Below are 273 nucleotides of genomic sequence, written 5' to 3' on the forward strand. Positions count from 1 at the left end.
TTGGGGTGAAGTCGTAACAAGGTAGCCGTATCGGAAGGTGCGGCTGGATCACCTCCTTTCTATGGAGACTCGGGTCCTGAGACGGACCCAGTCAAGAAGGCATTGCCTTCAATCTTCAATCACTCGTTGTCAGTTTTGAAAGGGCAAGAACCTTTCAAGCTACAAACTTTTCTGGAGTTTGGCGACTCCGGAAACTACGCAATTCGTTTGGTGACGATGGCGGAAGGGAACCACGCGTACCCATCCCGAACACGACCGTTAAGCCTTCCAGCG

2 rRNA genes are annotated in these 273 nt (G+C 52.0%); both read left to right on the top strand.

Annotation, left to right across the window (positions count from 1 at the left end):
• Positions 1-59 (top strand): 16S ribosomal RNA (locus tag KVT34_RS30280); the annotation flags it as partial.
• Between the two features lie 147 nt (positions 60-206).
• A 5S ribosomal RNA gene (gene rrf / locus KVT34_RS30285) occupies positions 207-273 on the top strand; the annotation flags it as partial.

This window comes from Paenibacillus sp. GbtcB18 (genome assembly GCF_019091125.1).
In the GTDB taxonomy this organism is placed as follows: Bacteria; Bacillota; Bacilli; order Paenibacillales; family NBRC-103111; genus Paenibacillus_F; species Paenibacillus_F chitinolyticus.